At 67.7% G+C, this 22,468-nt stretch carries 23 protein-coding genes and 1 tRNA gene; 11 read left to right on the top strand and 13 right to left on the bottom strand.

Features of this window, described 5'->3' with window-relative positions; genetic code table 11:
• Positions 1-3: 3 nt before the first annotated feature.
• Positions 4-558 carry a hypothetical protein gene (locus L5G32_RS03800; protein WP_237009696.1) on the top strand — a complete coding sequence of 185 codons (555 nt, stop codon included), beginning with the start codon at positions 4-6 and terminating at the stop codon, positions 556-558.
• Here the strand turns inward: L5G32_RS03800 and L5G32_RS03795 are convergent.
• Positions 545-1,522, bottom strand: coding sequence for an ABC transporter permease (locus L5G32_RS03795; RefSeq protein WP_237009695.1), 978 nt, complete (start codon positions 1,520-1,522; stop codon positions 545-547). The genes L5G32_RS03800 and L5G32_RS03795 overlap by 14 nt on opposite strands.
• Before the next feature lie 98 nt (positions 1,523-1,620).
• Between L5G32_RS03795 and L5G32_RS03790 the strand changes: the two genes are divergently transcribed.
• The gene (locus L5G32_RS03790) at positions 1,621-2,211 is read left to right on the top strand and encodes a TetR/AcrR family transcriptional regulator (RefSeq protein WP_237009694.1); all 591 of its coding nucleotides are present in this window, start codon (positions 1,621-1,623) and stop codon (positions 2,209-2,211) included.
• Between the two features lie 24 nt (positions 2,212-2,235).
• Here the strand turns inward: L5G32_RS03790 and L5G32_RS03785 are convergent, their stop codons facing one another.
• Complete coding sequence (locus L5G32_RS03785; RefSeq protein WP_237009693.1) at positions 2,236-3,993, bottom strand: DEAD/DEAH box helicase; 1,758 nt, start codon at positions 3,991-3,993, stop codon at positions 2,236-2,238.
• 116 nt (positions 3,994-4,109) lie between these two features.
• Here L5G32_RS03785 and L5G32_RS03780 point away from each other — a divergent pair, with 116 nt between their 5' ends.
• The 3 genes from L5G32_RS03780 to L5G32_RS03770 are packed head-to-tail and all read left to right on the top strand — an operon-like array spanning position 4,110 to position 8,339.
• Positions 4,110-5,900 carry an AMP-dependent synthetase/ligase gene (locus L5G32_RS03780; protein WP_237009692.1) on the top strand — a complete coding sequence of 597 codons (1,791 nt, stop codon included), beginning with the start codon at positions 4,110-4,112 and terminating at the stop codon, positions 5,898-5,900.
• A gap of 46 nt (positions 5,901-5,946) precedes the next feature.
• Positions 5,947-7,077, top strand: a complete 1,131-nt coding sequence (opgC, locus tag L5G32_RS03775; protein WP_237009691.1) for an OpgC domain-containing protein — start codon at positions 5,947-5,949, stop codon at positions 7,075-7,077.
• Entirely contained in the window at positions 7,074-8,339 is a 1,266-nt protein-coding gene (locus L5G32_RS03770; RefSeq protein WP_237009690.1) for a trans-sulfuration enzyme family protein, read from the top strand. The genes opgC and L5G32_RS03770 overlap by 4 nt, the downstream gene beginning before the upstream one ends.
• On the opposite strand, the gene L5G32_RS03765 is transcribed toward L5G32_RS03770, so the two are convergent.
• On the bottom strand, positions 8,322-8,900 hold the full coding sequence (locus L5G32_RS03765; RefSeq protein WP_237009689.1) for a TetR/AcrR family transcriptional regulator: 579 nt from the start codon (positions 8,898-8,900) through the stop codon (positions 8,322-8,324). The two genes, L5G32_RS03770 and L5G32_RS03765, sit on opposite strands and share 18 nt — an antisense overlap.
• Positions 8,901-8,994: 94 nt before the next feature.
• Between L5G32_RS03765 and L5G32_RS03760 the strand changes: the two genes are divergently transcribed.
• Positions 8,995-9,639, top strand: coding sequence for a lysophospholipid acyltransferase family protein (locus L5G32_RS03760; RefSeq protein WP_265738675.1), 645 nt, complete (start codon positions 8,995-8,997; stop codon positions 9,637-9,639).
• Positions 9,640-9,745: 106 nt separating this feature from the next.
• Here L5G32_RS03760 and L5G32_RS03755 read toward each other — a convergent pair whose 3' ends face one another.
• On the bottom strand, positions 9,746-11,248 hold the full coding sequence (locus tag L5G32_RS03755) for a DUF7782 domain-containing protein (protein WP_237009687.1): 1,503 nt from the start codon (positions 11,246-11,248) through the stop codon (positions 9,746-9,748).
• A gap of 49 nt (positions 11,249-11,297) precedes the next feature.
• Between L5G32_RS03755 and L5G32_RS03750 the strand changes: the two genes are divergently transcribed.
• A tRNA-Leu gene (locus tag L5G32_RS03750) sits at positions 11,298-11,379 on the top strand.
• A gap of 38 nt (positions 11,380-11,417) precedes the next feature.
• Here the strand turns inward: L5G32_RS03750 and L5G32_RS03745 are convergent.
• Positions 11,418-12,380 carry an acyl-CoA thioesterase gene (locus L5G32_RS03745; protein ID WP_237009686.1) on the bottom strand — a complete coding sequence of 321 codons (963 nt, stop codon included), beginning with the start codon at positions 12,378-12,380 and terminating at the stop codon, positions 11,418-11,420.
• Positions 12,381-12,636: 256 nt separating this feature from the next.
• On the opposite strand from L5G32_RS03745, the gene L5G32_RS03740 reads away from it, so the two are divergent.
• The 4 genes from L5G32_RS03740 to L5G32_RS03725 all read left to right on the top strand — a co-directional run bounded on the left by L5G32_RS03740 (position 12,637) and on the right by L5G32_RS03725 (position 15,576).
• Positions 12,637-13,977 (top strand): trimethylamine monooxygenase, encoded by a 1,341-nt coding sequence (locus tag L5G32_RS03740; protein WP_237009685.1) that lies wholly within the window; start codon positions 12,637-12,639, stop codon positions 13,975-13,977.
• A gap of 122 nt (positions 13,978-14,099) precedes the next feature.
• Positions 14,100-14,783 carry a phosphatase PAP2 family protein gene (locus L5G32_RS03735; RefSeq protein WP_237009684.1) on the top strand — a complete coding sequence of 228 codons (684 nt, stop codon included), beginning with the start codon at positions 14,100-14,102 and terminating at the stop codon, positions 14,781-14,783.
• Complete coding sequence (locus L5G32_RS03730) at positions 14,780-15,184, top strand: transcriptional regulator (RefSeq protein WP_237009683.1); 405 nt, start codon at positions 14,780-14,782, stop codon at positions 15,182-15,184. The genes L5G32_RS03735 and L5G32_RS03730 overlap by 4 nt, the downstream gene beginning before the upstream one ends.
• Positions 15,185-15,204: 20 nt before the next feature.
• Positions 15,205-15,576 (top strand): DUF3817 domain-containing protein, encoded by a 372-nt coding sequence (locus tag L5G32_RS03725; RefSeq protein WP_372491629.1) that lies wholly within the window; start codon positions 15,205-15,207, stop codon positions 15,574-15,576.
• A 25-nt stretch (positions 15,577-15,601) separates the two neighbouring features.
• Here the strand turns inward: L5G32_RS03725 and L5G32_RS03720 are convergent, their stop codons facing one another.
• From L5G32_RS03720 to aosR, 8 genes are all read right to left on the bottom strand, one after another.
• On the bottom strand, positions 15,602-16,213 hold the full coding sequence (locus L5G32_RS03720; RefSeq protein ID WP_308192009.1) for a non-canonical purine NTP pyrophosphatase: 612 nt from the start codon (positions 16,211-16,213) through the stop codon (positions 15,602-15,604).
• Positions 16,210-16,968 carry a ribonuclease PH gene (gene rph, locus L5G32_RS03715; protein ID WP_237009682.1) on the bottom strand — a complete coding sequence of 253 codons (759 nt, stop codon included), beginning with the start codon at positions 16,966-16,968 and terminating at the stop codon, positions 16,210-16,212. Before rph ends, L5G32_RS03720 begins: the two co-directional genes overlap by 4 nt.
• Positions 16,969-17,022: 54 nt before the next feature.
• A complete protein-coding gene (locus L5G32_RS03710; protein ID WP_237009681.1) occupies positions 17,023-18,390 on the bottom strand; it encodes a GDSL-type esterase/lipase family protein in 1,368 nt (455 codons plus the stop codon).
• 42 nt (positions 18,391-18,432) lie between these two features.
• The gene (locus L5G32_RS03705; protein ID WP_237009680.1) at positions 18,433-19,206 is read right to left on the bottom strand and encodes a cyclic nucleotide-degrading phosphodiesterase; all 774 of its coding nucleotides are present in this window, start codon (positions 19,204-19,206) and stop codon (positions 18,433-18,435) included.
• A gap of 104 nt (positions 19,207-19,310) precedes the next feature.
• The gene (gene murI, locus L5G32_RS03700) at positions 19,311-20,105 is read right to left on the bottom strand and encodes a glutamate racemase (protein ID WP_237009866.1); all 795 of its coding nucleotides are present in this window, start codon (positions 20,103-20,105) and stop codon (positions 19,311-19,313) included.
• On the bottom strand, positions 20,102-20,737 hold the full coding sequence (locus L5G32_RS03695) for a rhomboid family intramembrane serine protease (RefSeq protein ID WP_372491628.1): 636 nt from the start codon (positions 20,735-20,737) through the stop codon (positions 20,102-20,104). The genes murI and L5G32_RS03695 overlap by 4 nt, the downstream gene beginning before the upstream one ends.
• Entirely contained in the window at positions 20,734-21,855 is a 1,122-nt protein-coding gene (locus L5G32_RS03690; protein ID WP_237009679.1) for a P1 family peptidase, read from the bottom strand. The genes L5G32_RS03695 and L5G32_RS03690 overlap by 4 nt, the downstream gene beginning before the upstream one ends.
• Positions 21,852-22,460, bottom strand: coding sequence for an oxidative stress transcriptional regulator AosR (aosR, locus tag L5G32_RS03685; RefSeq protein ID WP_237009678.1), 609 nt, complete (start codon positions 22,458-22,460; stop codon positions 21,852-21,854). Before aosR ends, L5G32_RS03690 begins: the two co-directional genes overlap by 4 nt.
• Positions 22,461-22,468: the final 8 nt, after the last annotated feature.

Below are 22,468 nucleotides of genomic sequence, written 5' to 3'. Positions count from 1 at the left end.
CGCGTGAGCGACGACGAGCGGCCCGACCTCTATCCCGTCGACGACACGATTCGATTGGAACTGGAGTTCCTCACCGCATTGATCTGGGCTCCGGATCCCGTGACGGCCGCGGCCGTTCACGCGATGATCGGCACCGAACGGTCTGACGGCACCGGCCTTCCCGTCGACGCAGCGTTGTTCCTGAGGCCGGCCCACGCACGTGTCTTCGCCAACGTCGTCGCCCGCGTCGGAGACGGCGCACCCGTCACCCCGACACTGTTGGCCGAAGGCCTGACCGACCCGAAGGCGCGGGCGGGTCTGCGTGAGGTGCTCCTCGAGATCGGAGCACCGACCGGACAGGGACCGCTGCCGGGCGGAGCCGACGTGCCGCACCTCGCGATCGCGGTCATCGACCACTGGTACCGGCGCGGTTACACCGCGCTGCTGTCCCGGATGGCGTTGGCGTGCGAGGAGTCGCCGACCGACGACCTCGCGGACAGATGGGCCGAGCTGACGATTCATCAACAGACCGCGCATCGTTGCCGCGTCGAGGTCCGACGACGGCTCACACAGGTGTGAGCTCCGGCGCCTGCACCGACTCCTCCACTGGAGCCTCCCGGCGCCGGGACACGCCCAGAAGCAGGTAGCCGGCGACGATCCAGCCCGCGAGCACCGACCAGGCAGCGAAGGACCCTGCCCCGTCAAAGAATGCTGCGCTGCGCAGCGCCGTGCCCGTTGCACCGAGGGGCAGCAGTTGGCCGAGGTCGCCCCAGATCCAGGGGAGGAACTCCGGCGGTGCCGCGATTCCTGCGAGCGGCATGCCGACCAGCATGAACAGGAGAGCTGCCACGCCGATCCCCCGCACTCCGGTGAGCGACACCAGACCCGCGACCGGCGCGGCGATCGCCAGGATGCCCGCAGCCAGCACCAGCCATTCGAGTGCGAAACTGCCGGACAGCACGCCGATCCAGGTCGCGACGCCGATCGCACTCGCCGCCACCAGAGCAGCGCCAACGGGCAGAACGGCCGCGATGATGCGTCGACGCCGACCGACCAGCGCGGCCGCGGCGCCGAGGGCCGCGCCCGCCATGAACACCGGCATCACCATCGAGCCGAAGCCCGCACCCCGCGGGTCGCCGTCGGCGGCCGGTGCGACGTCGACGACCGTCGGCGTCGTACCCGACTGTGCTGCAACGCCCGCCCCGATCTCGACCACCATCGTCGCGACTGCTGGGCTCGCGCCGGTGGCGATCACCGTCTGCGGCGCCCCGCCGAGGACGAATCCGCCGTACACGTCGCGGTTCTCGGCTGCCGTGCGCAACGCATCGACGTCGGCGAACGCCTCGACCTCGAAGGCCCCCGGCTGACGTTCGTCGAGCATCGCGTCGACGGACTCCGCTGCAGACTGCGGCCCGACGACGCCGATCGGCAGATCATGCGGGGCCCCCTTCGATGCAGGAGAGATGAACATCAGCAGCACCAGTGGAATCACGATCGCGAGACCGACGACGACGCCGACCAGATTGCGGACAGTCGACGACATGTCCAGCCTCCAAACTATTTCAACGTATGTTGATCGACACGGTACGACGATGCGGTGAACAAGTCAACACACGTTGAAATAGGGGTAGACTCGGCGATATGACCGAAGGCTCTCCCCGTCGCCCCGGACGGCGCGCAGGCGACTCCACCACCCGCGACGACATTCTGCGCGCAGCGCAGAAGCTCTTCGGGCGCAACGGATTCAAGAACACGTCGATGCGCGCTGTCGCCGCCGAAGCCGGAGTGGACGTAGCGCTGGTCCCCTACTACTTCGGAAGCAAGCACGGCCTTTTCGTCGCCGCTCTCGAGGTACCGGTCGATCCGGCCGAGCAGGTCCGGCGAGCGACCGACGGACCGCGCGACCGGCTCGGCGAACGGATGATCACCGAGTTCACCGGCGTCTGGGAGGGCGCGCAGACCGGCAGTGCGATGCAGGGCCTGCTGCGGTCCGTGGTCAACGACGAGGGCCGCGCCAACTCGTTCGGCGAATTCGCGTCGACCGAGATGGTTCCGCTCGTCGCCGACTCCGCAGGGGTCTCTCTCGAGACGGCGCGCGTCGCCGTGAGCATGCTGTTCGGCGTGGCGACGATGCGCTACCTCATCCGGGTACCGCTGTTCGCCGACCTCACCCGCGAGGAGGTGATTGCCCTGTGGGGCCCTCAGCTGCAGCGAGTGATCGACGCAGACTGACGACCCCGACGAGGCCGCTCGGGACTAACCCCGACCGCGACCCGCGACCCGCGGCGAACGCTTGTTGTAGCCGTCGCGCTTGTTGTACTTCTGGCCTCCGCGGCCCCGCGGCGCACCCATGTCGACGCGGATGTCGATCGGGGTCTTGCCGATCCGCGTGTGCTTGAGCAGGTTGAGGGTGGCCGCGTCGAGATCGTTCGGGAGCTCGACGAGCGAGAAGTCGTCGCGGATGCTGATGTTGCCGAAGTCTCCGCGCGTCAGCCCGCCCTCGTTCGCGATGGCTCCGACGATGGCGCCCGGCGACACCTTGTGCTTGCGACCGACCGCGATGCGGTACGTCGCGAACTGACCGCCGCCTCCGCGCGGGGCACGATCACGCTGCTCGCGTTCGGGACGGTCACGACGCTGGCTGGCCGGCGGGTCCGGAGCCATCAGGAAGGCTCCGTCGCGGGACTCGAGCGCGAGTGCGGCGGCGATGTCGGCCATCGTGACGTCGTTCTCGCGGGCGTAGTTCTCCACCAGGCCGCGGAACATGTCGAGATGGTCCGATCCGAGATTCGCCGTGATCGAGTCCGCGAACTTGACCACGCGCTGAGCGTTCACATCGTCGACGCTGGGGAGGTCCATCTCCTCGAGCTGCTGGCGCGTATGCCGTTCGATCGACCGCAGTAGATGGCGTTCCCGCGGGGAGACGAACAGCAACGCGATTCCCGATCGTCCGGCACGGCCGGTACGTCCGATGCGGTGCACATACGACTCGACGTCGTGCGGGATGTCGTAGTTGACGACATGCGAGATCCGGTCGACGTCGAGACCGCGGGCGGCCACGTCGGTCGCGACCAGGATGTCGAGCGAACCGTCCTTGAGCTGGTTGATGGTGCGCTCACGCTGCGCCTGCACCATGTCGCCGTTGATCGCCTGCGCCGACAGTCCACGCGAGCGCAGCTTCTCGGCGAGCTCTTCGGTCGCCGATTTGGTGCGCACGAACAGGATCATCCCGTCGAACTGCTCGACCTCGAGGATGCGGGTCAGCGCGTCGAGCTTCCGGTGGTGCGAGACCTGCAGGTACTTCTGCGTGATGTTCTGCGCGGTACCGGTCTTCGCCTTGACCGTGACCTCTTGCGGGTCGTTGAGGTACTTGCGAGCAAGGCGACCGATAGACGCGGGCATCGTCGCCGAGAACAGCGCGACCTGCTTGCGGTCGGGAGTGTCCGCAAGGATGCGCTCCACGTCTTCGGCGAAGCCCATGGTGAGCATCTCGTCGGCCTCGTCGAGCACCAGGAACTCGAGCTGGGACAGGTCCAGAGTCCCCTTGTCCAGGTGGTCGATCACGCGGCCGGGCGTTCCGACGATCACCTGAGCGCCACGCCGGAGCCCCGCGAGTTGGACGCCGTAGCTCTGTCCGCCGTAGATCGGCAGGACTTTGACCTCGGGCATCTTGCTCGCATAGCGGGCGAACGCCTCCGAGACCTGGAGGGCGAGTTCGCGCGTCGGCGCCAGGATGAGGGCCTGCGGCTTACGGGCGGACGTGTCGAGATTCGACAGGACCGGGATCGCGAACGCCGCGGTCTTACCGGTGCCGGTCTGGGCCAGACCGACGACGTCACGCCCGTTCATCAGGGGTGGAATGGTCGCCGCCTGGATCGGCGACGGGGTCTCGTATCCGACCTCATCGATTGCCGCACGCACACGGTCGTCGATACCGAAGTCGTCGAACGTGGGGACCGGGGTGGAACCGCTGGTGGAATCGGAAGCGGCAGAATCAGGGTTTTCGGTAGTCATCGCCTATAGATGCTACCCCGAATTAGGCCTGTGACACCCCTCACCTCTGTCTACGGTACTGTGCGACTCACATATCCAGCGCCGTCTGAGTTGCGCATTTCCGCCGAAGGGGATTCATGATGCAGGAGTACGCCACTCCCTCCATCGCCACCGTCGACCCGAACACGACGACGATCACCAAGCTGCAGGAGTACCGCTCGCAGCGTCCCACGCTGCCGCTGTTCAAGCGCCGCACCGACGCGGGCAACTGGGTAACCGTGACCGCATCCCAGTTCGCCGACGAGGTCGACGAGATCGCGAAAGGCCTGATCGCAGCGGGGGCCAAGCCCGGCGATCGGATCGCACTGCTGTCGGGCACACGGTACGAGTGGAGCGTCATCGACTACGCGATCTGGCGCACCGGCGCCACGACGGTCGCCATCTACGAGACGTCGTCGCCCGATCAGGTCGAGTGGATCCTCACCGACTCCGGCTCGTCGATTCTGATCGTGGAGAACGCAGGTCACCGCAGTAGGCACCAAGAAGTGATCGCCGCGGCGCCCGAACTGCGTGAGACCCTTGTCATCGAAGACGGCGCACTGAACTCGCTGCGCAAGCGCGGAGCCGACATTCCGTCGTCCACGCTCGACGAGCGCGAGGCGAACGCGAAAGCCGCCGACGCCGCGACCCTGATCTACACGTCGGGCACCACCGGCCGGCCCAAGGGCGTCGTACTGACGCACCAGAACTTCCTCGAGGAAGTCGTCGCGACGGCAGAGGCCGTCGGCAGCGGTCTGCAGGAGGGCAAGTCGACGCTCCTGTTCCTGCCGCTGGCCCACGTCTTCGCCCGCGTCGTCGCCGTCGGCTGTGTCGAGAACGGGGTCATCCTCGGACACACCAACGACATTCCGAATCTCGTCGCCGACCTCGGCGTGTTCAAGCCGAGCTACGTCCTGTCGGTGCCGCGCGTGTTCGAGAAGGTGTACAACTCGGCCGAGCAGAAAGCGATCGACGGCGGCAAGGGCGCGATCTTCGCCAAGGCCGTCGACACGTCGATCGCGTACAGCCGGGCCACCGAGTCGGGAAGCGCGGGACTGGCGCTCAAGATCAAGCACGCGGTCTTCGACAAGCTCGTCTACACCAAGCTTCGTGACGCGCTCGGCGGCGAGTGCGAGGGCGCGATCGCAGGCGGCGCGGCGCTCGGCGACCGCCTCGGCCACTTCTTCCGCGGCGCAGGCATCCCCGTGTACGAGGGCTACGGACTGTCGGAGACCACGGCAGCGGTCACCGCCAACAACGAGGAGCACAGCCGCATCGGCTCCGTGGGCCGACCGGTGCCCGGCGTGACGATCAAGATCGCCGAGGACGGCGAGATCCTGCTGCGCGGCGGAATGGTGTTCTCCGGCTATTGGCAGAACGAGCAGGCCACCGCCGACTCCATCCGCGACGGCTGGTTCCACACCGGCGACATCGGACGTCTCGAGGACGGCTACCTGTTCATCACCGGCCGCAAGAAGGAGCTGATCGTCACCGCGGGCGGCAAGAACGTCTCGCCGGCACAGCTCGAGGACTCGATCCGCGCGCACCCGCTGGTGAGCCAGTGCCTCGTCGTCGGCGACAAGAAGCCGTTCATCGCAGCGCTCATCACTCTCGACCCGGAAGCACTCCCCGGGTGGTTGGAGCGTCACGGCCTCCCCGCGTCGACCCCGCTGTCGGAGCTGACGAGCAACGCCGACGTCCGCGCCGAGTTGGACGCCGCTGTCGCCGAGGCGAATTCGAAGGTCTCCAACGCGGAGGCGATCAAGAAGTACTCGGTGCTCGACACCGACTTCACGATCGAGAGCGGTGAACTGACACCGACGATGAAACTCAAGCGCAACGTCATCCATGACTCGTACAAGCAGGCGATCGCCGACCTGTACACGTGAATCGATCTGATCTGACACCGTTCGCGGGGTCACGCTCCACCGTCCGGTGAGGCGCGACCTCGCGATCGATGCGTTGCGAGGCTTGGCCATCTGGAGCATGGTCAGTCTTCACTTCGCCGACGGCACCTGGGCTGCTGAGCCGACGCACTCATTCCCGTACATGGACGGGATGAGTGCGTTCGTGTTGCTGTCCGGACTCGTTCTCGGCATCGTCCACCGACGGTGGACGCAGCGATTCTCGTTGCGCTACAGCCTGACTCGCCTGGCCCAGCGGATCGCGGTGCTCTACGTGTGCCAGGCGGTGATCGGATTGATCGCCGTCTGGGTGGCATCGGCGATGACCGGCCGTGAGTTCCGCGAGATCGCGGTGCTGCCGTACCGCCCCGACGTCGGGTCGAAGATCGAGTGGGCGTTGACCCTTCGGTACCTGCCGAGCGGCGGAAACATCCTGCTCATGTACCTGATCATGATGGTGATAGCGGTCGGAGCAATCGCGCTGCTGGTGCGCGGACTGTGGCCGGTCGTCGCCGCGGCGTCGATCGCGCTGTACGTGGCCAGCCACCTGTGGCCTGCCTCCTGGATGATGATCCACTCGGCGCCCGACTGGTACGGCATCCAGAACTGGGCGGCGTGGCAGATCGTCTTCATGCTGGCCCTCGTCGTCGGCTGGCAGTGGGAGACGTGGCGGATGCCTGAGCGCATCGACAACGCGCTCCCCGTGCTGATCGCGGTGTCGGTGGCGGTCGCGTTCACCATCGAAGACGTGATTCGGTCCCCCGACGTCCTGCCCGACGCCGAGTTCCTGATCGACAAGGTGCGCCTCGGCCCGATCCGGGTCGTCGTCGCCTTTCTCGTCATGACCACCTTGTACGGCGTGCTGACCCGAGTCCTACGCTGGACTCGTCGCGACGTGCTGCGTCCGCTGGTCTCGACCGGCGCCCGCAGCCTCGACGCCTACGTCATCCAGGCGACGTGCCTCCTGACGATTCCCGCGGTGCTGATCGAGCGCCCGTGGTCGCAGGGCCTCGCCGTCGGGCTGGCTCTCGGCGTCTACGCGGTGTGTTGGGCGTGGGCCGAGGCCCGCACCCGATTCGGGATCGACAAGCTGCACCGACTGCCCGTCCGGGCCGCGCACGCAGCGTCGACCCGGGTTCGGCGAGCAGAGAGGGTGTCATGACAGCGCATCAACAATCCGACAGGAATCAACAACCGGGGAATCAACGACCCGACCGGCGCGATCCGTCGACCGTCGGCGAACAGACGTGGAGTGTCCACGGCGGCAACCATGCGCCCGGTTCCGATGCGGAGGGCTCCGCGATCCGGGTGCCGATCACGATGGCCAACTCGTACCGGCTCCCTGAGGATCCGTCCACGATGGACTGGTCCAATCCCGAGCATCTGACCTATACCCGCAACACCGGCGTCAATCAGATCGCGCTGCAGAACAAGTTGGCGGCGCTCGACCGCGGTGAGGACGCCGTCGCCCTGGCGTCCGGTGTCGCCGCTCTGCACGCCGTGTTCTTCGGGCATGTGTCGGTCGGCGACCACGTGGTCGTCGCCGATGCGACCTATGAGGCGACGTACAAGCTGTGGACCTCGCTGCTCCCGCGCAAGTACGGGATCGAGGCCACGTTCGTCGACATCGCCGACCTCGACGCGGTGCGCGGGGCGATGCGCCCGAACACCCGACTGATCGTCACCGAGGTGATCGCGAACCCGACGACCAAGGTCTCCGACATCGCCGCGCTCGCAGAGATCGCGCATGCGGGCGACGCGCTGCTCGTCGTCGACTCGACGTTCACTCCCCCGCCGTTGTTTCGTCCGCTCGATCACGGAGCCGACCTCGTCGTGCATTCGCTGACGAAGTACATCAACGGTCACGGCGACGCGATGGGCGGCGCCGTCGTCGGCCGCGCCGACGCCGTCGAGCCGATCCGGTCCGAGGCCATGGTGGACGTCGGCGGGGTCATCTCACCGTTCAACGCATGGCTGATCATGCGCGGTTCGGTGACCTTGCCGCTGCGACTTCGGCAGCACCAGGCGTCGGCACTCGAACTGGCCCGGTTCCTGGAGGCTGATGAGCGAATCGCCTACGTCGCGTACCCGGGACTCGAGTCGCATCCGCAGCACGAGGTCGCGGTCCGTCAGTTCGGCGGAGTCGCGGGCCCGGACGCGGGCTTCGGCGGGATCATGTCCTTCGCGTTGACGGGCGACCCGGACCTGCAGAACCGCTTCGTCGCCGCCTTGCGCGTGATCACGTCGGCGGTCTCCGTCGGCCACGACGAGTCGCTGATCGTCCACGTGGGAACCACGGGTCCGCGCGTCGCCGCGTACCCGGAGGGCTTCCGGAAGTACGGCCACCTCCGCTTCTCGGTCGGCCTGGAAGACGTCGCCGACCTCCGCGCCGACCTCTCCGCCGCGCTAGACGCTGTTTCCTGAGCCGCTGCGCTGGTCGAGGCGGGTCCTCCGCTGGTCGAGCGGAGTCGAGACCCCCGTGCTGCGCTCGGCCACGCGCCGCACGGTCGCTTCGTCGACCACCACCCCGACTGCGTCCGGAACCCGCGTCGCCGCGAGCACGCATAGGCCGTGCACGGCCGACCAGCAGGTCAGCGCTTGCTCTACGTCACCGATCTGATCGGCGAGGGCGCCGAACCAGGTACCCGTAGTCTCCCGTAGCCGACCACCGGCTCCGTCGAGGACGTCGTGACGAAAGATGAGTTCGAACATTCCGGGCCGCTCATTCGCGAAGCGCCAGTACGCGACGGCTGCGTCCCCGACACCGACTTCGATGGCCGGTCGGAGGACTGCGTCGAGGTCCGCGACGCCTTCGGCGGCTATCGCCGCCAGAAGTGCGTCGAGCGTGGCGAAGTACCGACGCGGCGCACCGTGGGAGATGCCGACCCTAGCCGCGACGGCCCGCACCCCGACGTCGCGGAACCCACCTTCGTCGACGATCGCGACACCGGCCGCGACGAGACGTACTCGAGTGTCCTCAACCATGTTGACAGTGTCTACCGGCTCGCCCACACTGTCGAGTAGACACCGTCTACCAATTCCCTCGATTCATGGAGGCCTCGTGCCGGCCACGCCCCATCTGCTGTATCCGCTCTGCAAGCATGTGCTTCTCGGTCCGGCTCTGCGTCTGCGGCTCGACCTCGTGGTGACCGGTGCAGACAAGGTGCCTCGGCACGGGCCGGTGATCATCGCCGCGAATCACCTCGCGGAGATCGACTCTCTCGTCCTCCCGCTGGCGATTCGGCGGCGGCTCTCGTTCTTCGCCAAGGCCGAATACTTCACCGCGCCCGACGTCCGCGGCCTCGCCTCGCGCGCCTTCGTCAGCGGCACCGGACAGATTCCGGTGGACCGCTCGGGCGACGCCGCTGCGCTCGATGCCGCCGAACGCGTCCTCGACCGCGGGGACGTCTGGGCGATCTACCCGGAGGGCACACGATCGCCGGACGCACGTCTTCATCGTGGCCACACCGGGGCGATGCGCGTCGCAGCACGCGTGCCCGAAGCACAAGTGGTCCCCGTCGCACTCCACGGAACCGCCGAGGTCAACCCGCCCGGCACTCGGCGAGTGGTCCCCGGCCGTGTCACCGTCCAGATCGGCGATCCAGTCGACGCGTCGACCCTCCTCGGTCCCGACCGCGACGTCCGCACGGGCACCGACCGCCTGATGGCAGCGATCCGGGAGCTCGGCGACCTCGACTACGTCGACGAATACGCCCGACGCTGACCGGATGTCCGGTGCCGAGAAATTCAGGCGGGACAGGTGGGTCGGAGGGAAATATTCCCTCGGAGGGCCCTGAGCCGCCTGAATTTCCAAACATCTGCAGCCGCTGTCACTCGACGACGAACAGGATTCCTCGCCCGATCGCCTCGCGAACGCTCGGCATCGCTGCTTCCGTGAGCGCATCCGCGTCGACGCCGTGGAACTGCGCCAACAGGGTGATCAGTGCGCCGAGTGGCACTTCGCCCCGGCACCCCGCGATGAGCGCGGTGAGTACTTCGTCCACGCCGAGGACAGCGCCCGGGCCGCCCGGCCGGGTGACCGAAGCACCGACTTGCTGCCAACCGTCGTCGCCGGGCAACGACTGAGACTCGAGGAAGACCGGCGACGTCCGTAACCGAGCTGCCAGCAGACCGTCGTCCGTCGTGGTCCGCAGGAAGTCGCGGCGGGAGAACCAGGCCTGCGCCTCGAAACCGGTGACCTCCTGGCCTGCCGCAGCGATCTCCTCGATGACGACGTCGGCCGACCTGTCCTCGACCGGCTTACGCAGGGTCACCGACCCCATGCCGATGCCGACGATCCCTTCGCGTTCGAACCAGTCGAGCCAGTCGGCTCCGCGCCGGGCCGCATCCGCGGACGACTCTCCCGCATCCGAGACCCATAGCGAGATATAGGAGATCGGGTCGGCGAGCTCGCGTTGCACGACCCACGCGTCGAGCCCGCTCGCCTCGACCCACGAGCGGACCCGGTGGTCCCACTCGTCCTCGTCGTAGACGATCCAGTTGGCGAGCAGCTGGGCGACGCCGCCCGGCTTCAGATGGGTTCCGGCGTTCTCGATGAGCTGACGACTCACTCCGTCGCCGACGATGCCGGAGTCTCGATAGATGTAATCCTGCGCTCCAGTGCCGACGACGAACGGCGGGTTGGACACGATCAGGTCGAAACTCTCCCCCTCGACCGGGTCGAACAGGCTGCCCTCCCGGAGATCCCAGGCCGTTCCGTTGAGACGTGCGGTGGCCGCCGCGAGCGCTAGCGCTCGCGGGTTGGTGTCGGTCGCCACGATCTCGCCGCAGTGGCCGTTCATATGGAGCGCCTGAACACCGCAGCCGGTCCCGAGATCGAGCGCTCGCGCGGCAGGCGTGCGAATCACTGCCTGCGCCAACGACATCGATGCGCCGCCGATCCCGAGCACATGATCGTGGGCAACGGCTCCGGGCCGCATGGACGCGTCCTGATCGGCGACGACCAGATAGTCGGAGTCGTCACTGCCGTGCGGCCGGATGTCGAGCAGCGCGCGGATCCCGTCCTCATCGCGGGCGAGGACCTCGCCGTCGACGAGCGCATCCACGGCGACCCCGGCGAATGCCGCGTCGACCTCCGACTCCGGTTCCGTCGAACCGAGGAGGAACAGCCGGACCAACGTCGCGAGCGCCTGCTTGTCCACGGGGACTCGGCGGGTCGCACGCAGGGCCGGCCACCACGTCCCGTTCAGAAGCGCCTGCCCCGCTTGGTCGCCGAGGAGTCCGTCGATCCCGTCCGACGAGAAGTCAGCTGCGCGCAGGGCATTGCCGAGCGCATCGACGAGGGCGGAATCAGCCAGAGGGTATGCCGTCACGGCCCGAGACTACCGGTACAGTGTTCATGCACACGCGCGCCGTGTGCATGCGCGAGTGGCGGAATTGGCAGACGCGCTGGATTTAGGTTCCAGTGTCTCAGGACGTGGGGGTTCAAGTCCCCCCTCGCGCACAGGTGTCGACACTCGGGCCGCGCCGATCTCGCGCAGCCTAGATCTCGACCATCCGGTGTTCCGTCGCAGGCGATCTGCGCCCACGGATCGCGATCAGTTCTCGCGCATGACGGTCCAATGCGACGTCCCTCGGCAGTTGCGGAGCCCAGGGCACGACGTCTGTCGCGTCGCCCGCGGTGTCGAGCGCAGCGAGAACGGTCAGGCTATGAGCCGCAAGCAGTCTCGTGTGCGCGCCTTCGCGCGGCCAGTGCGCGTAGACGTGGACGGCGACGTGCATCGTCTGGCGGCCGGTGTGAATCAGACGCGCGCTCACGTCGACCACCTGACCGATGTGAATCGGCCGGTAGAAGCGGACACCGCCCATGTACACCGTGACCGCCTCCCCCGACCACCACCGGACCGCGCACAGGTAGGCGGCGTCGTCGATCCACCCCATCACGCGGCCACCATGCGCCTTGCCGCCCCAGTTGACGTCGGTCGGCGCCGCGAGGAATCGGGTCGACGCCTCCTGCGCTGCGGTCGCGCCGGAGTAGTCGGCCCCGGCCATCGCCGTGGTGATCCTGCCGCGGATCTCTGAGCGGTCGCACGCGAATCTGTCCCGGGCGACGTCCTCGGCGCGCATCGGCACCCATTGGCGCACCGGCGTCGGAGCCCCGCCCTCGTCGACGGCGACGAACACGAGCAGGCAGCGGCTCGCCTGGGTGAAGGTGCCGACACGTGGATCTGCCGACCGCACTTCGCATTCGATGTGCATGCTCGTCCGTCCGGTGTGGATGAGAGTGGCCGTGACCTCGACGAGGTCGCCGGAAGCGATGTCGCGGCCGAAACTGGTGTTTCCGACGTACGCGGTCACGCTGTATCCGCCCGACCACGCGGCAGCGCACGCATAGGCGGCCTTATCGACCCATTCAAGGATCCGGCCGCCGCGCACGCCACCTCCGATCGTCGCCACATCTGTCGGCGCCGCCATGAAACGCAGCGTGATCTGACGGTCGTTCATCGTCGATGTCCCTCCGGTCGGTTGGAACAATCGTGGTGACGTCGGCGAACGCACTGGTCGGCGGGTCCCGCATGCGAGGAATCGGTCACCTACGGGTAACACCGACGACACCGGAGGCGTCGAGTCGGTGCGAAGTTGACTTCAGCAGCGCTCGCTACCGACAGTGGACGTGGCATCCGGGGAGATTCTCGCGGGTGGGAAGGCGTTTGTGCAGCAGAGAAAAAGGATTGCGATCATTGGCGCGGGGCCGAGTGGCATGGCCGCCCTGCGCGCTTTCAAGTCGGCGGAGCGGGACGGCGTCGACGTGCCCGAGATCGTCTGTTACGAGAAGCAGGACGACTGGGGCGGCCAGTGGAACTTCACCTGGCGCACCGGAACCGACCACTACGGCGAACCCGTGCATTCGAGCATGTACCGCAACCTGTGGTCCAACGGCCCGAAGGAGGCGCTTGAGTTCGCGGAGTACACGTTCGACGAGCACTTCGGTCGGCCTATCTCCTCGTATCCGCCGCGTGAGGTCCTGTGGGACTACATCGACGGTCGCGCGGCGCAGTCGGGTGTCAAAGACAGTGTGTTGTTCGCACATGCCGTTCGGCGGACCGAGTTCGACGACGAGACACAGACATTCACCGTCACCGTGGACGACGTGAAGAACAAGAGAACGCTTACCGAGGTGTTCGACGAGATCATCGTCGCCACCGGCCACTTCTCGTTCCCCAACGTCCCCGACTTCGACGGCATCGAGACCTTCCCCGGTGAAGTGATCCACGCGCACGAGTTCCGCGGCGCCGAACGATTCGCGGGTCAGCGTCTACTCCTCATCGGCGGCTCCTACTCGGCCGAGGACATCGGCATCCAGTCGCACAAGATGGGCGCGCGGCACGTCACCATGAGCTACCGGTCCGGCCCGCAAGGCTTCGCGTGGCCGGAGGGCGTCGACGAGGTGCCTCAGGTCGCCCGGTTCGACGGACCGAATGCGACGTTCGTCGACGGCTCCTCACGCGAGTTCGACGCCGTGATCCTGTGCACCGGCTACCTGCACCACTATCCGTTCCTGCCGCACGAAGCCCAGATCGATTCGCCGAACAATCTGTATCCCACCGGCCTGTACCGCGGCGTGACGTGGCAGGCGAACCCGCAGATCCACTATCTGGGCGCGCAAGATCAGTGGTTCACGTTCAACATGTTCGACGCGCAGGCGTGGTTCGTACGCGACGTGATCCTCGGCCGCTTCGCACTCCCCGACGCCGACGCCCGCCAAGCGCACATCGACGAGTGGCTGACCGCCTACGCCGAGGTGGACGACGACCCGGCGGCCGTCCGCTTCCAAGCCGCCTACATCCGCGATCTCATCGAGCAGACCGACTACCCGATGTTCGATCTCGACGAGGTCGTCGACACCTTCCTCGCGTGGAAGAAGGACAAGAAGACGAACATCCTCACCTACCGCGATCAGCCGTACCGGTCGGTGATGACGGGAACGATGGCGACCATCCACCACACCGCGTGGCTCGACGAGCTCGACGACTCCCGCGAGCGCTACCTGTCGGCCCAGCCGACTGCGGACGAAGCGCAGGACGCTCCCGACCCGGTCTAGCTGTCGGGAACGTCACGTCGGCGCTGCTCTGCCGCTGTACCGAGGCACGTTGCGTCCCGATCGCGACACTCCGGGGCCGCCATGGATGCATCCAGTGACACGATTAGGGCACGGTGGAGGTCATGTCCGCCATCACCCGCCGCGCGACCGCGTTCGCGGGCGCCCTCATCGCGCTCGCCTTGCTCGCCGGAACGTTCGCTGTGTTCGTCCAGTCGTACCCGGGGCAGGCGTCCGACGAGCAGACGATGCAGTCGTGGGCGGCACACTTCGGGAGTGACACTCCGACCAGCGGGTGGCTCGGTGATCATCAACTGGCGGTACTGGCGGGCATCGGTCTGGTGCTCGGCGTGATCTGCGCCGGTCGCCGGTCGGCACGTCTCGCCGCGCACGCCGCGATCCTGGTGATCGGCGCGGTCGTGGCCGCGATCGCGCTCAAGACCGGCCTCGAGCGGCCTGCGCTCGGCGTCGGCGCGGCGAACAATTCCTTCCCGTCGAACACCGTCGCCGCCTTCGGGGCCGCAGCGTTCGCACTCATCGCGGTCAGCCCGGCACGGATCAGGCGTCTCGTGACCGTCTGTTCGCTCGTGGGTGCGACCGCGGTGTCGGTCGCCGTCGTCGGACTGCAATGGCATCGACCGTCGGACGTGATCGGCGGTTGGCTGGTCGCGGTCGCCGCGGCGTTCGCCGCCGAATGCGTCCTCCCCGTTCGGGGACCGTCGACGAGCCCGACGGCCGCCCCTAGCCTGGATCGAGGCGATGCTGTGAGGCAGGTCGCTTCTCCGCGACAGGTACCGTGGAGGTCGTGACCGATGCATCGCCCCCCGTCCAGAAACGACATCGACCCGCGTTGATCGCACTGGTCGTCGTCGCTGCTGGTGCCTGCCTCGCACTCGCGTGGTGGCAGTGGGGACGCTTCGAATCGACGTCGGGCAGCTTCCAGAATCTCGGATACGCCTTGCAGTGGCCCGCTTTCGCGATCGCCGTCGTCTACGCGTATCGACGGTTCGTGGTGATGGAGGCCGACCCGGACGGATTCGTCGAAGAGACGGCCAGACGCGGTCCCACCGAGATCCCCGATGGGGTGCTTCCCCCTCGTCCGGATGCGGCCGATCCGACACTCGCCCCGCTCGACGATGCGCCGGACGACCAAATGGCCGAGTACAACCGGTATCTCAGCGAACTCAACGACCGGCGCGACGACGCGTGACTGCACCGAAGGATCGATACGTGACGGACAATAATCTCGACTCCCCCACGCCCGAGACGGCTGCCCCGGTCTCCGAGGCCCAGAAGGACCGAGTACGCGGCGCCCTGCTGCGCTACCGCGTGCTCGCGTGGATCACCGGTGTCTGGCTGCTCCTGCTGGTCGCCGAGATGATCGCCAAATACGGCTTCGGCGTCGACGGCTACGGCTGGGTCGGTGTGGCGCACGGCTGGATCTACTTCATCTACCTGATCATGACGGTCGATCTGAGCATCCGCGTGCGCTGGCCGATCGGCAAGCTGATCGCGACCGCCATCGCCGGAACCATCCCGTTCCTGTCGTTCTACTTCGAGCACATCCGCACGCGCGACGTGAAGGCCCAATACGACCTCTGACCGGGGTACGACCCGTGATCGGTCGCTAACCCGCGAGTTCGGCCAACGCAGGCAGCAACTGCACCAACGCCTGGTGCCGATGACTGCGCGCGTCCTTCTCCGCCGGGCTCAACTCGCCTGCGGTACGCCCGTCGGCCGCGTCGTCCGGCAGAAACAGCGGGTCGTAGCCGAAGCCGCCGCCCCCGCGAGACTCCTGCACGATCGCACCGCGCCATTCGCCACGCACGATCTTCTCCGAGCCGTCCGGCAGGACGAGGGCGCAGACCGACACGAATCCGGCCCCACGGCGTTGCTGCGGGACGTCGGCGATCTGCGCGAGCAACAGTTCGTTGTTCGCGGCATCCCCCTTGCCGCCGCTCCACCGCGCAGACAGGATGCCCGGCATGCCGTTGAGCGCGTCGACGGTGATCCCGGAGTCGTCGGCGAGCGACGGGAGACCGGTGCGGGCCACCGCTTCACGCGCCTTGATCAGCGCATTCTCCTCGAACGACGCCCCGTCCTCGACGGGCTCGGGATATGCATCGACGTCGCCGAGTCCGAGCACGTCGAGGCCGGTGATCGCAGCACCGTCCACCATGCGCCGGAGCTCGGCGAGCTTCTTCGCGTTCCCCGATGCCAGCAGAACGCGTGTCGTCACTTCGACGCGGTGGGCAGCACGCCCGGGTACGGCTCGGCGAGTGCGTCCTGCTGAGCCTGCACGATCTGTTCGATGCCTGCCGTCGCGACGTCGAGCATCGCATCGAGGGTGCGGCGCGGGAACGTCGCGCCTTCGCCGGTGCCCTGAAGCTCGACGAGGGTGCCCGCATCGGTGGCGACCACGTTCATGTCGACTTCGGCGCGCGAGTCCTCCTCGTACGGGAGGTCCAGGCGGACCCGGCCGTCGACGACGCCGACGCTGATCGCTGCGATGACGCACGACAGCGGCTGCGGGTCGTTGAGCTTGCCTGCCGCGCCGAGCCAGGTGACTGCGTCGGCGAGCGCTACGTACGCGCCGGTGATCGCTGCGGTACGGGTGCCGCCGTCGGCCTGCAGCACGTCGCAGTCGATGGCGACGGTGTTCTCGCCGAGCGCGGCGAGGTCGATGCACGCACGCAACGACCGGCCGACGAGGCGACTGATCTCGTGGGTGCGGCCGCCGATCTTTCCGCGCACTGATTCACGCTTGTTCCGCTCGTGGGTGGCCGCGGGCAGCATCGAGTACTCCGCGGTCAGCCAACCGAGGCCGGAGCCGCGTCGCCAGGACGGGACTCCTTCGGTGACCGACGCGGTGCACATGACACGCGTGTTCCCGAACTCCACTAGAACCGATCCCGCCGGATGCGAGGTGAATCCGCGGGTGAACTTGATGGGGCGCAACTCGTTGTCGGCCCTGCCGTCTTCTCGTGTGCTCACCCTCCCGAGTCTATCTGGACCGGCACGAAGTGCACGGGGCGGCGCGTCGCCCGGCTACCGGAACCCGGACTCGAGGAGCGCAGCCTGGTCCGCGAGCGCGATCGCCAGACCGCCCGCCGTGGTCGGGTGCAGCGGCGCTGCTCCATCTATCGCCTGCACGAACGGACCCTTGGCGCACACCCCGTGACCTGCGAACGACGGCTGCGCGGTCTGGAACGACGACGCGCGGGCACCTTCCGCGAGGACGGTGTTCATCGACTGCAGCCATCCGCGGAGAATCTCTTCCTTCTCCGCCGTGATGCCGAGATCCCGTACGCAGTCGGTGTCGCCCGACAGCGGGTCGTAGTACTGGTTGATGACGACGGTCGGCGGATTCGGCAACGACCGCAACTGGGTGAGCAGGACCAGGTAGTCGCGGGTGAACGCGCTCAACTGCTGGCGGAAGTACGCGTCCGCCGCGGCCCCGCCGCAGTCGGGCAGCGTGGCGCACAGGCCGATCATCTGCGACCAGCGGACGTCGTTCGCGCCGACACTGATGATCAGCGCACCCGGCGCTGCCGCCAGCGCTCGCGCCAACTGTGGCGGCACCTGTTCGCCGCCTCGCTCCTGGTCGCCGAGCAGCCCTTCCCGGATCGTCGCGCTGCTGCAGGCCAGGTTCGTGACGCCCCAGCCCGTGGACTTGTCCAGTGCGGCCGCGAACGATCCGCTGGTCCGCTCGCACGCGGTGTCCTCGGGAGTCGGATCGGCCAGTGGCGAGTTCCCGATCCCGGCCGCGGTGGAGTCCCCGATCACCACGACTTTCCCCGCCTCGCCAGCCGGAGCCGCTCGCGGTGCGGGCGTCGCTGCGGGTGCGGCGCCGACCAGTGAGGCGAGGGAATCGATCTCCCGCAGTTGATCGGCGGTGGAGAACGCGGTGGCGACGAACGCGCCGACGTTCACCGTCACGGCGATCAGTGCACCGACCACGACGAACGTGATCGACGGTCGCATCGGTCGCCGCTGCCATCCGGCGACTGCTCCGAGCAGCAGCACCGTCACGGCCAGCACGATCAGCACCTGCAGGATCAAGTAATCGCGCCAGCCCGTGACGAGCGCGTCGGTCAGCTCGCTCTGCGCCGCAGAGCGCGTGGACTCGTCGCTGTCCGGGCCGGCGAGGCCGGTCAGCTGCTCCGTCAGTTGGAGGTCGGTCAGCTCCAGGCGCGGCCTGATCGGCCCCGAGAACTCGACCGTCGTCGGCAGTTCCTGCCCGAACAGGTCGACCTGTCCTGGACCGCTCCATGACCACGACGGAGCCGTCGCCCCGACCCGGATCGTCTGACCGACCGCCTCGACCGTCTGCATCGGCGTGAGCCACAACGCGACGGCGATCGCGATGGCGGTCGCGACGACGATGAGCAGTACGTCGATCAATCGCTTCGCCATACGTCGAGCTTCTCACGACCCGCGCGACGCGGCAGCAGCCGACTAGAGGGGCGAGCGGACCTCGATGACCTGTCCCTGATGGACCAACTGGAGCGGTCCGGGGTATTCGACGGACGCCTCGTCGATGATGGCGTCCGAGTCCGTCCACGGAACGACGTGCGTCAGCGCCAGGGAGCGCGCCGCTGCGCGAGCAGCGATCCGGCCTGCCTCGGTCCCCGACAGGTGCAGATTCTTCGGGCGATTGTCCGGGTCGTGTGTCCACGACGCCTCGCACAGGAACAGGTCGGCGTCGCGAGCGAGGTCGACGACCTCGTCGCACACGCCGGTGTCGCCGCTGTACGCGAACACTTCGCCGTCGGGTCCGGTGATGCGCAGCCCGTAAGTACTCGGCGGGTGATTCACCTTGAACGGCACGATGTGCAGACCGTGGAGGTCGACGGCTTCCCGGTCGACCCATTCGCGAACGTCATAAGTGTCGGAGATGTCGTCGACCCGACCCGGATACTCCGACGACCCCGCACCGATACGCAGCGCCGTGCCGGTCGGTCCGTACAGGAACGAGCGCTCGGTGGCGCACTCCGGAGCCCAGCGACGCCAGACGAGCATGGCGGGCAGATCCATGCAGTGGTCCGCGTGCAGATGACTCAACAGAACCGCGACGTGATTCGGGTTGGCGTGCTGCAACAGCTCACCGAACACGCCGTGCCCGCAGTCGATCAGCACCGGCTGGTGGCCGTCGGCTTGAAGCAGGTATCCCGAGCATGCGGCCCCGGGGCCGTTCACGCTCCCCGAACACCCGAGCACCGTCAATCGCATACGCCCCACTTTGCCATGCTCACCATAGAATCGAGCATCGAACCGCACCCGCGTGATCGACCGATTGACGCACGCTCGAAGCGAGACAGCTCACAGAAGGATCGTCAGAAGTGCGTCACATGGCCGATCTGAGGACCGAGGAACCGCTTCGACAACTTCGCGAAATTGGCGGGATCGCCTGTCGCCGAAAACAATCGGTGCGCTTCGCGCCCGGTGTGTGAGTTGAGCGAATCCGACTCGGTCAGGACGCGAAAGGTGTCCTTCGCCGTCTCCTCGGCACTCGACACCAATGTCACCTCGTCGCCCATCACCAACTGAATGACACCCGACAGCAACGGATAATGGGTGCATCCGAGAACGACTGTGTCCACACCGGCTTGTTGCAACGGCTCGAGGTAGCCCTGAGCCAGTTGGAGGATCTGTCTGCCGCTCGTGACACCGCGTTCGACGAAGTCGACGAATCGTGGGCAGGCGACGGCGGTGATCTCCATGTCCCGGGCCGCCGCGAACGAGTCCTGGTAGGCGCGGGACGCGACGGTCGCCTCGGTGCCGAGCACGCCGATCTTCCCGTTTCGGGTCGCGGCGACGGCGCGTCGGACGGCGGGCAGGATCACCTCGATCACGGGGATCGGCGCATACCGTTCCCGTGCGTCGCGCAGCATCGCGGCCGACGCCGTGTTGCACGCGATCACGATCGCTTTGACTCCGCGGCGCATCAACTCGTCGCCGATCGACAGCGCGTGTCCGCGGATCTCGGGGATCGTCAACGGACCGTACGGGCCGTTCGCGGTGTCGCCGATGTAGACGATGTCCTCGTCGGGCAGCAGGTCGATCACCGCACGCGCGACAGTGAGCCCGCCGACACCTGAGTCGAAGATCCCGATGGGTCCGTGATTCAGGACAGTCCTCCCAGTTCGATGGCTTTCGTGCCGCCTGCCTTCTCCGCGCCTGCCGACGTCGCGACCATCCACGCCGCGAGCACACCGCCGACGGCCCCGAACAGATGGCCTTGCCACGACACCCCGGACGTCCCGGGAAGGACACCCCACAGGATGCCGCCGTAGATCACCGCGATCACGACACCGCCGAGGACCTGCCAGACATCGCGGTTGAACAGGCCGCGCACGATCAGGAACGTCAGCCAGCCGAAGACGATTCCCGACGCCCCGACGGTGATCGACGCGGACGGCGCCGTCAGCCACACGCCGACACCGGACACTACCCAGACGACGCCCGTCACCACCAGGGCCCGGCCGCTCAACAGCACGAAGAAGCCGAGCACCAGGCCCGGCAGCAGGTTGGAGATCAGGTGGGCGAAGTCGGCGTGCAGGAACGGTGCCCAGATGACGCCGAGCAGACCCGACCACGTTCGGGGTTCGATGCCGTGCGTGTCGAGCCGACCGTCCAACACGACGTCGAGCAGTTCGACGGCGAACTGCACTGCGGTGACGACGGCCAGAATGATGACGATCTGCAGCCAACGGTCCCACGGCTTGGCGACCTCGTTGTTCTGCGGAAGCGGTGCGCTCACTCGTCCCCCGGCCCGAATGCGTATCCGCCGGCGAACGCCGACGCGACGACGTCACGGTAGGCGGGGATGCCCGCCACGGCGCTCGCGCTGACCACGGCCGACACGATGGCGCGTTGGACGACGGTCGCCGACGCCTCGGCGAGGGCGGCGACCACCGCGATATCCGACTCCATGCCGGGCGGGATGTCGGCGGCGGCGTCCGGGTCGGCGGTGCGTTCACCGGTTGCGACTGCGAACAGCGTGTCGCCGTCGAGCGGCGAGTGCGCGGGGCGGACCGCCCGCGCGAGTCCGTCGTGCCCGGACATCGCCAAACGCCGCACGGCGGGCACCGACAGCGTCGCATCGGTCGCGACGACGCCGATCGTCGTGTTCAAGACCGATCCCTTCGCCTCGAGTGCGCGCAGGCGAGTCAGTTCGGCTGCCGCGGGCCGACGGAGCCCGTGATGTGTCAGGTCTTCGGCGCCCCACGGCAGCCCGGTCTGCGGGTCGACCACCTGTCCGACGGGGTTGGCGACGACGAGTGCGCCGACCGTCAGTCCGCGGGCGGGCCCGTCGGTCACGGTGAGCGAGGCTGTCCCCACACCACCTTTGAGGGCTCCGGCGCGCGCGCCTGCACCGGCGCCGACCGACCCGACGGCGAAGTCAGCGCCCGCCGCAGCGAGCGCCCGCTCGCCGAACTGGGCGTCTGGCCGGTTGTCCCAGCGTCCGACGGGAAGATCGAAGATCACGGCCGCGGGGACGATCGGGACCACGTGCCCCTGGCGGTCCATCGGCAGTCCGATTCCTGCGGTCTCGAGGCCGCGCATCACGCCGTCGGCCGCCGACAGTCCGTACGCACTGCCTCCGGTCAGGACTATCGCGTTGGCGCCTCGCACGCTGTTCCCCGGTTCGAGGAGATCGGTCTCCCGAGTGCCGGGGCCCCCGCCACGCACGTCGACGGCGGTGGTCGCGCCGTCGGCGACAGTCACGACCGTGGTGCCTGCCGCCCACCCCGAACCGGGCTCGGTCGCGGTCGCGACGACGACGTCGTCATCGATCAGATGGTGGTGCCCGACGCCGATCCCAGCGACGTCGGTGATGCGGTTGCCCACTCGAGACACGAAGAGCCCGTCGGTCATTCGACGTCCCAATCGGACTGCGTCCACTCGTCCGCCATCAGCGCCTCGACGAGCAGCCCCTGGACCACCGACAGCCAGTCGTAGACATCGCGGTGCGCGGCCTGCGGATGATCGGGCGGAAGCCGCAGCGGCTGATCGTCGATCCCCAGCATCGCGCCCAGCGCCAACCGCACGTCGGTGAGGGCCGCCAGCCAGCGATCGGCCTCCTCCTCGGTCAGTCGGATGTCCCCGCCGTCGGGCGGCAGGGTCTCAAGGACGGTGCGCGCGGCGTTGAGTTTGGCGTCGATGATCCGCGGCTCGTTGACGCTGCGCAGCCCACCGTTGAGGTCGGAGGAGAGGGACGCCGCCGTCAGTTCGTCCTCCTGGTCGGGCCGGTGGAAGTCGGGCAGCAGCCGCCCCATCGTCACGTCCTCGGGGGCGCGTGTGTGGCCGGTCGAGATCCCGGTGATGGCCGACAGTTCGTCGCTCGGCGCCGAGTCGACACGTTCGACGAGCAGCTCGGAGATCGACTCGATCATGGAGGCGAGCAGCTGGCACTCGTAGCTCTCCAGGTTGGAGCAGATCCGCACCTGGGTCCCCGTCCCGGTCCGACGCCACGTCCTCATCGGCGCCG

This window comes from Gordonia zhenghanii (assembly GCF_021738965.1).
Taxonomy (GTDB): domain Bacteria; phylum Actinomycetota; class Actinomycetes; order Mycobacteriales; family Mycobacteriaceae; genus Gordonia; species Gordonia zhenghanii.
This window is presented reverse-complemented; position numbering and strand designations above follow the sequence as displayed.